6 protein-coding genes are annotated in these 8,224 nt (G+C 51.0%); 2 read left to right on the forward strand and 4 right to left on the reverse strand.

Translation table 11 applies throughout. The annotated features are described in order from the left end of the window. Positions 1-135: 135 nt before the first annotated feature. Complete coding sequence (locus AB9F29_RS20875) at positions 136-2,046, reverse strand: DUF3604 domain-containing protein (protein ID WP_369757118.1); 1,911 nt, start codon at positions 2,044-2,046, stop codon at positions 136-138. Positions 2,047-2,564: 518 nt separating this feature from the next. Between AB9F29_RS20875 and AB9F29_RS20880 the strand changes: the two genes are divergently transcribed. Next, positions 2,565-3,215 carry a hypothetical protein gene (locus AB9F29_RS20880; protein ID WP_369757119.1) on the forward strand — a complete coding sequence of 217 codons (651 nt, stop codon included), beginning with the start codon at positions 2,565-2,567 and terminating at the stop codon, positions 3,213-3,215. Positions 3,216-3,554: 339 nt separating this feature from the next. On the opposite strand, the gene AB9F29_RS20885 is transcribed toward AB9F29_RS20880, so the two are convergent. The 3 genes from AB9F29_RS20885 to AB9F29_RS20895 all read right to left on the reverse strand — a co-directional run bounded on the left by AB9F29_RS20885 (position 3,555) and on the right by AB9F29_RS20895 (position 6,787). Continuing rightward, positions 3,555-4,895, reverse strand: coding sequence for an AAA family ATPase (locus AB9F29_RS20885; protein WP_369757120.1), 1,341 nt, complete (start codon positions 4,893-4,895; stop codon positions 3,555-3,557). 359 nt (positions 4,896-5,254) lie between these two features. Then, positions 5,255-6,544 (reverse strand): DUF6538 domain-containing protein, encoded by a 1,290-nt coding sequence (locus AB9F29_RS20890; RefSeq protein ID WP_369757121.1) that lies wholly within the window; start codon positions 6,542-6,544, stop codon positions 5,255-5,257. A gap of 45 nt (positions 6,545-6,589) precedes the next feature. Continuing rightward, positions 6,590-6,787 (reverse strand): hypothetical protein, encoded by a 198-nt coding sequence (locus AB9F29_RS20895; RefSeq protein WP_369757122.1) that lies wholly within the window; start codon positions 6,785-6,787, stop codon positions 6,590-6,592. 396 nt (positions 6,788-7,183) lie between these two features. Between AB9F29_RS20895 and AB9F29_RS20900 the strand changes: the two genes are divergently transcribed. After that, complete coding sequence (locus AB9F29_RS20900; RefSeq protein ID WP_369757123.1) at positions 7,184-8,194, forward strand: hypothetical protein; 1,011 nt, start codon at positions 7,184-7,186, stop codon at positions 8,192-8,194. Positions 8,195-8,224 lie beyond the last annotated feature (30 nt).

Genomic DNA, 8,224 nt, shown 5'->3' on the forward strand with positions numbered 1-8,224 from the left:
GCCTTAGTACAGGAGCAAAAAAAAGGGGGCTCTTAGGGCGATCTTCGTGGTGGGGTGACCAGACTCTTGTTCAAGTGCAGCATTAGCCACTATGGGCGGACAACGGACTTTCGCTGCGGTGTGCACCAAGGTCTGCTATGGCGTGTACCAGATCGGTGATGTGTATGCGCGATCCTGCTGTGCTGGCGGCACGCCTTCAGGCAAATCACCACCGTAGAAAGCAGCATCGTGAGTTGTCCAGCGTGGTGTCGGAATTTCCAGAACCCGCACATAATAGAAGGCACGCAGGGATGGATCAAAGTCGGGGTCTTCCCAGAATGCCATTAATAGTGAATCGCCAATACTATTTGTGTATGTGGCCTCTTCAATATTGACGGTATTGCCAACGGCTCGCTCACATCGGGCGTCAATGATCTTTCGGTCATCAGAGCAAATGACATCATAGACAAGCTCATGCGCATGGCCGTTTGAATCGAGCCAACCCTTGATGACTTGAACACGGTCCAAGTTCGCTCCATCAGGATCCCGCAGTGTGCGGATCATCAGTTTAGGAGCTATACCGTCAGGCGCGTTTTGTAGATCACCGCCCATCGGGACTCCTCCCAGATAACCTGTCTTGGCAAAATCTGGCTTTTGCACATCGTCGGCATCATACTCCCAGCCGCCGAACACCCGGACCGTCATACGGCTACCCGTCGTTGCATATGTTTCTTTGCGTTTCATCGCATCCCACAGCGACTCGCGGGTATTTTCCTTGGCCCAGACACCCTGAAGCCCCGATGCGATGGTCTCAAATTCATATGTACCTGTGCCCGCATTCTGCGGATCGGGCACGATCTCTCCTTCGAACCGGTCGAGACCGGGTTCCATGAGCGACACTTTTCCGAAATAGTTGTCTTCTCGGCTGGTGGACAACGAGGTGTGTGAATCGGTTCCACCGATCATTCCAAACTTGAATGGGTTGATGCCGAGAACTTCTTCCATTTGGAGGCCGAGCTTCAATCCACCCCGGGCATATTCATGTGGCAGCATTTCAGGTGTTTTTGGCTCACCGGCCCAATTTCCGCGATCCCAATTTTCATAATTGGCGAACTCGTCGTTCGGTGAAAGGAACGGATGCGACTCTCCATCACCTTTCATTTGAGTAACCTCATAGAGAGGTTCCCACTTGGCGCGACGCTCGGCGTAGTCTTGGTCTATTGGCTCTCCAGACTGGGTCTCGACTGAGAACATCACACCATTTGAGATGTTCCCGTTGTGGGGGATCGCGAGGATTTGCCCACCGGTTTTTTGCTCATAGTTTTCCATCCAGTCCCACAGTTTCTCGGGGTCGTCGGACTCATAGGCAGCGAACGGCAGGACTCTTTTCGCCTCCGCGGCACCATCCCGCATTATGACAACGCGGTGCAGGTTATTGCCGCCTGGCGCTGATGACCATTCGTAGCCGATAAAGGCAGTAAACTGTCCGGGAGTATTGTGGTTTTCTGCATGATCTACGATTTCTTCCCAGACAGTGCGCGTCAGCGCAGGATCGTTGAGCGGATCATTCCCGCCTACGATCACTTCCGTTCCCCAATTTTCAAAGGCTTCGTAGATCTTGCCTTCTTTGTACAGGTCGTGCGTCGTGCGTCCGACCTCACTTTTTAAGATGGCAGGATCTGAACGCTCAATAAGCACCGCAACACCAAGGCTCTCTGCGTGATCTGCCACCACGAGCCAGTCCAGAGGCCTGACCAATTTAACCGGCTGCCCAGAGCTGGCCGTGACCTGCTGACCCTTCGCAAAGCGATACGCCTCGTCGGGACCCAAGGTATTGCCGACCAATCCAGCGTCCCAAGAATACGAAGTGTGCAGATGGGAATCCCCCCAGAAGACACGATTAGGTGCCTCGAAGTTTACGAAAGGCGAGTAATTCTTTGCCTTCTCAAAAACTTCGCTTTGCGGAACCGAAAAATCAGGGCCGCTTGTTTGTTGGGCAACAACTGATGATGGCAGCACTGTACTCAAGGCAAGCAACATACTGGCTAGAGGTTTTCCAATCGACATTTTCAATCCCACCTTTGACTATTTCTAACATTGTAGATCCGAAAGGACGGTTGTTCCAGAGGTTCAAATTATGTAGAAAATTTCTTTCATCTGCTGGGGGTACAATGACGTGGAACAAAAAAACCACTGGCCTCCCCAAAAGGGGACCATAGCTGACCTTCGCTGCGCGTAGCGCCAAGGCCCGCATTGGGCCGGAAGCAACTATAAACTGTTCTTTTTGGTAATGTTCTGCCTCGGTCGTTTATTCTGCCTCGGTCGATGGATATTTCCGCCATGGATTTAGGGACGGCTTGTCCAAATAGATCATGCCACAAATGAGAGAATGGAGCAAATCGGGGCAAAATGCCGCCCAGCTGCCGCATCCCTCTGAGACCCACCGAAGGCTGAGTTTTCGACAAACGGTTTTCGGAGGTGTCCATATGTCTTATTGTTGCAATTTGCAAAAAATGATGAAATCTGCTACCAGTCTTCAATCGAGCAGTTCCTTAACATTTTAATTTTTCAGGAGGGACTACGCTATGAACATAGTAAAATCGCTGACAGCAGTATCGGTGGGTTTGACGTTAAGCTTGTTTTCAAGTGTTTCTGTGGTGGCCGGTGAGTCGAATCAGGTTTCGCCAATGCATAATTTTGCCGACGCGTCGGTGATTGAAGGAACAAACGCTACCCTTGGCAGGTTGGACGGGGGAGTTCATATTACGGTTGACACCGTCGGATTAACACCTGGGCACGCGGTAACAGCGTGGTTTGTTGTGTTTAATAATTCAGAAAACTGTTCCGACGGAGAATGCGGCGAAAATGACATCTTCAATCTCGACGGTGATGGTGCGTTCATCTCGAACGCAGATGGCTCACCGCCGATGAATATGGATGGAATTGAGGCTTCGAATATATCTGTTCATCGCGCTGGTGGGTTGATAATTGACGTCGAAGGTTCCGCACAGTTCTTAGGTGGTCTTGTGGTTGGAGATATGTCGGAAGCTGTCTTTGGTGGCGGATTGGTCGATGCGAATGCAGCTGAAGTGCACATAGTTCTCAGGGACCACGCTGCGGCGATCCCAGGCAGCACAGACGCAATGGTAAATTCATTATCTGGCGGATGTGCAGACGAATGGCCGAATGAACCCTGCGAAGACGTCCAGTTCGCAGTATTCAAACCCGCGAAATGAAAAAGTGACTTAAGGCACTAGATTGCTTTCGAAACCGAATGTTGGGCTTCATCAATAGAGTTCGGTGAAGCCCATCGCAACATCCACAAATTAATTCTTCATGCTGATCAGACCGCAAATATGTGCTTTCAGCCAACCGCAGGCGGTGGCTAACTCTGTCAGCACTCCAATCATTGCTACGGTCGAAATGTTGCGCAGTTCGTGAATGTCAGCAATGCGTAAGCCGCACTGCAGCGTTGCGCCCTCGGATGAAAGGCAGCAAAGGGCCGGAAGCGGACCTCGTTAGAATTAGCTCAAAATGGTAACACCCCCTGGTGTCACCGAAATTGAACGCCTACTCTACACCAGTTCGCAATTCATTGTTTTTTTGCTCTTAGGATTCACACCTTCACAACAGCCAGCCATTTCATAGAACACGACCTGTTCGCGGGCCCGAGTAACCGCAGTGTAGAGCAATCGCTTGTGCATTTCGGGGGAAAGCCAAACGGGCCGCTTGAACACCGTGCTGGTATCGATGAACACAGTATCCACAGAGCGCCCTTGGCTCTTGTGAACAGTAGCCAACGCCGAAAGTTCGAAGCTATTAAACTGGTCAAGCCAATCCAGAATCCGAGCAGCCTCTGTGTGATTGAGCGTTCCCTTTCGATGGAGACGACAAATGCGCTGAGAGAGTTTATCAGCTTCCCGCTCGTCCTCCATGGTGAAGGCCGTCCGAGTGGTTTCGAGGAATGTGACTTTAAAGCCGTGGGTGGTTAGTTCCCCTGAGTTGCTGATACAACCGGGAACGTCCTGAAGCACGCGAGTACTAGGTTCAATACGGCTGATCGTAAATTGCTCCCCGTTGCGGAATAGCTCATCCGTTTGCTTACTGATGACGAGGTCGCCCCCGGTAAGCCGATCATGGTCGAACTGTCTGACCTTCCCACGCAAGCGTTTCAGGGTCTTATTGTCCGAGGTCACAGCAAGAAGATCTTCGCAGTTGGCATAGGCGTGTGTCAGAGTACCCATCCACTGATTTCCAGTGACCACCTGTACGATAGAACCACCATAAATGCAGGGCATCTCATCGTTCGGGCGATATTCAATCATTTCACGGAGCGTTTCCCCGAACTGGAAGATTTCGCTATCACGCGAAAATCGCATGCTACCGTCCAACGTGATGGTCTTAAACCCCTGATCCATGATGACTTCGCGATCCAATACCGGCGGGAGTTGGAAGCGATCGCCGCTGTAGACCACAGGTAGATCGAACTCATCGGCGTATTCCTCGATGGCACCGAACAGGAAGGACCCTACCATCGAGAACTCATCAACGATGATGATGTCCACGTCAGCAAATGAGCCTGCTTTGTTGTCGGTAGAGTGCATCAGGCGATTTCTGGCTTTTTTAGCCGGAAGATATCCATCGACCATGTTTAGCTCCTCGTCTCTATAGCGGTACCAACCGATTGCACTGTGGATCGTCATGACTTTGTTGTCTTTGCTCGATACTTCTTGCTCCAAGACAGAGCGCGCAGGATGAGTTGGAGCAAGGAACAGCGCCTTGAGATTGGAAACTGAGTTTGCGATTGTATACGTTTTTCCCGAGCCTGCTCGGCCTGAGACCACCAGCCGGTCTCCAGGTTGTAGGTCCATGATGGCTTGCTTCACGTTCTGTTGTTCATTGTTTAGGTTGTGCATAATAAATTCCTTGTGGCTGCGATGACTTTCGTCTCGACCATCGAGTTAATTGGGTTTCTGGGATGAGAATGAAGGAACGGGAAATGCTGCTCTCGATCGGTTTCGAGATGCAATTTCGCTATTCATTAATTCTATAAGGGTCGGTTAGTTGTAACGTGCTGTAAAAAAACGATACTCAATCACAAGGAGATTGATGTTTTCAGGGTTGAAAGCCTGGTCCCGACCGGTCACCAATGAAGATGCCCGGACGGGGATTGAGTTTAAAAGTAGCTCTGTTTCACGGTATAATTAGCCAACCAGTGACACTAGCTTTGTGCCGGAGAAGCCAAGCTCTTGGCCTCAGAACGATACGAGGACCGTCAACTTGGCAACCTGATCTGATCGATGATGCCACGCTTCTGCTCATCGCTGATCCCGGCTGAGTAGATGCTGTAAGTGATACCATTTTCAGACCGGGCTGACTTATGCCCAACAAGGGATGCGGTGAAGTGTTCAGGGACACCAGTTCGCTCACATTGGGTGATGAACCACTTACGGGTGGAGTGGAAAACCAAGCCAGGCCTCTCAATGTCCAGCCGCTTACGCAGTAACGCGAAACGCTTGGTCACTTCCCTAACTGATAAATCAGGGAACAAAGGGCCAGTAGAAGGAAGCTGATCCAGCAGGGTTTCTAGAGAGGAATGCACTGGGACCTGCCTCTCAGCTGCATCGGTCTTGAGCAACCGCAAGTCATTAGGACGTACATGGAAGAAACGACCCAAGTTGCCCTTCTTGACGAGGTCTTCCCGTAACAGCCCGACAGCTTCACCAGCCCGCATACCCGACAAAAGGCAAACAAGCAGAACCTGACCGATATGCTGGTCACCGTCCTTGAGGATCACCTCTACCTCCTCATTTGTCGGGACGGCATAGGGATGATGACGCACCTTGGCTTCAAACCGGACTGACGTGAAAGGGTTGGCCTCAATCTCCCCCTCATAGACGCACCAATCAAGCCAGTGCTTCACCTGTGACCAGATGCGGCGCTGTGTACGACCCGCGATACGCCTACTGGTTGCAGATCGTGACCAAACCACAGCAGCATCAAGAGATAAGCCACGGGTAGTTTGTGACTTACCAACAAAGGGACTTAACTGAGAGATGAGGGACAGGAACTCCCTGCCTTCATCCCGCCCAAGCTCAGGTAAAGTAAGATCAGCAAACTTCGACTGGAACAGCTCTACTGAGTACCTGACGCTCTTAAACCCACCGGGTCGGAGCTCATGCTGTCGTGCCATGAGATAGCTTCTGGTTGCTGCCTGTACTGTTTGTGATGGCTGAACCTCCACCTGATACCTAGCCGGGTCAGAGTGCTGCAGAGTGGCACGGAGCCATGCAAGCGCGACTTCAGATTGGGTAGCCCATCCATCAGTCTGATTTTTAACACTCTGTGGCAGAGAGGCCGTTCCTGTCAGGATTTGCCCCACTGTGTCTTCGTAGCGGGTGTTGACTTCAACAGCTCTTTGGCGGGCCACCTTGGCATCACTGGTTTTGAGGGATTGCTTGAGGGCTTGCTGACCCAGCAGTGCAGCCACTTCTTTCGGGTAGTTACGGCGATATAGCCATGTCTGACCCTTGAGGTAGGCATAGCGAATTGTAGTAGAAGACATAGGTCCTCTCCTTTTTTAGGTCTAGTAATGTGAGGGTTTGGTTGGTCAGCCCTGCGAGCGGCTGTGGACGCGTAGGATCAGGTCAAAATCAGGTTCACCGTAGACACCGTTCAGTGGTCCAGAGGTCGCATAGCCAGTGATGAAGTCGTCACAAACTTCCCATACCTTGAAAAGGTGCTCAGGCCAGTCGTCACCCGCGCAGATGACAACAACATCGTCTTCTTTGAGATTGTGAGTGTCCATGCCTAGCCCCTCCTGAAAATGAGATCAGGCAGGATTGCTCCAAGGACGAAGCTGAAGGGCACAGGGAGCGATACTGCCGAAGCCCACGACGGTATCAAGGTCAGGACGACCAATAGGACAGCTAGGGTTTGTGGTACTGCTAGCTGTAGGTTGAAACGCCTCTTAAGCGCGTATGATAAGGCCAGCCGGAGGCCGACCCCAGCTGCAAACAGCAGCGTGAAGGTGGTGAACATCTATACATCTCCATTGAAGTTTCCTTTGTATAGATGCTTGAGGTTTCTCGGTTTTGTTGTCAGCTTCCGTCAAGTGCGGATTAATTAGCATTGCTATGGGTCCCGTCAGGATCTACAAAACCTCCTATACATATGATTTTATTGTACCTTTTGGAGGCGTAACGTGAAGAGTGCTAAATTTATTTGGAAGTTAGTTTTCATCCTATTCTTGCTTCTTTCCCTGACACTAAATGTGGCGATGTTTGTAGGGGGATCCTTGTACAAGATGGCGTCCTCGGCTTTCGGTGCTGCAACCGGGGTGCGAACTGTAGCTGCTCAACATGCTGATGAAATAGCCGACCTTAGTGGCGATTTAGCCAATGAAAGAAAGCTAAAACGTGAGCTAACTGGAGAGGTCGCCGACATTTCGGACAACCTAGTTGCGGAAAAGAAAGTATCTAGGTCGCTTAAAGGAGAGGTGACTGATCTTACTGGCGATCTAGCGGCTGAGAAAACCGCTCGACGGAAATTGAAGAGTGAGGTCGCCGATTTGTCAGGGGACTTGGCCTCGGAACGTATCGCGTCGAAGGCGGCTCGTAATCAGTTGACCGACGTTGGTGCGGATGTGGTTACTTACCGTGGTAAAAAAATGGCTAAAAATCAGGCTGTTGAGTTGACTGCAGATAGTATATCGAAGCGAGCTGTGAAAACTTCAAGCCGCTCAATTGGTTCCATGGCAGGAGAGGCCATTCCTTACATTGGAACTGCTGTCATTGTTGGGGTAACATCGATGGAGCTGAAAGACCTCTGTGATACAATCAAGGACATGAACGAACTGAAGCGGTCGTTCAATCCAGAGATGGAAAACGGTGATAACCAAACAACTGTCTGTTCGATGAAGGTCCCCACCGCTGGAGAGCTTTGGGAATCCACCAAGGCGTCCCCTGAGCTGGCTTGGGAAGCAGCCAAGAATGCCACACCTTCACTTGAAGAAATTCAAAACTATGAGTTCCCAGATGTCGATTGGACCGGTGCCTGGAATTCGACTATCGCAGGAACCGGAAGCGCGTGGTCGGCCACCAAGGACGGTGCCGGTGCGGCAATGGATGCAACTACTATGACAGCCAGCGATTGGTGGGACGGTGCAACAAAGTATTGGTCAGAAGATTCTGAAGGTGAACTGATTGAAGAATAGGTTTCACAGGCTCTCCTTCTAGAGCCATTA

Source organism: Falsihalocynthiibacter sp. S25ZX9, from assembly GCF_041205405.1.
Lineage (GTDB): Bacteria > Pseudomonadota > Alphaproteobacteria > Rhodobacterales > Rhodobacteraceae > Falsihalocynthiibacter > Falsihalocynthiibacter arcticus.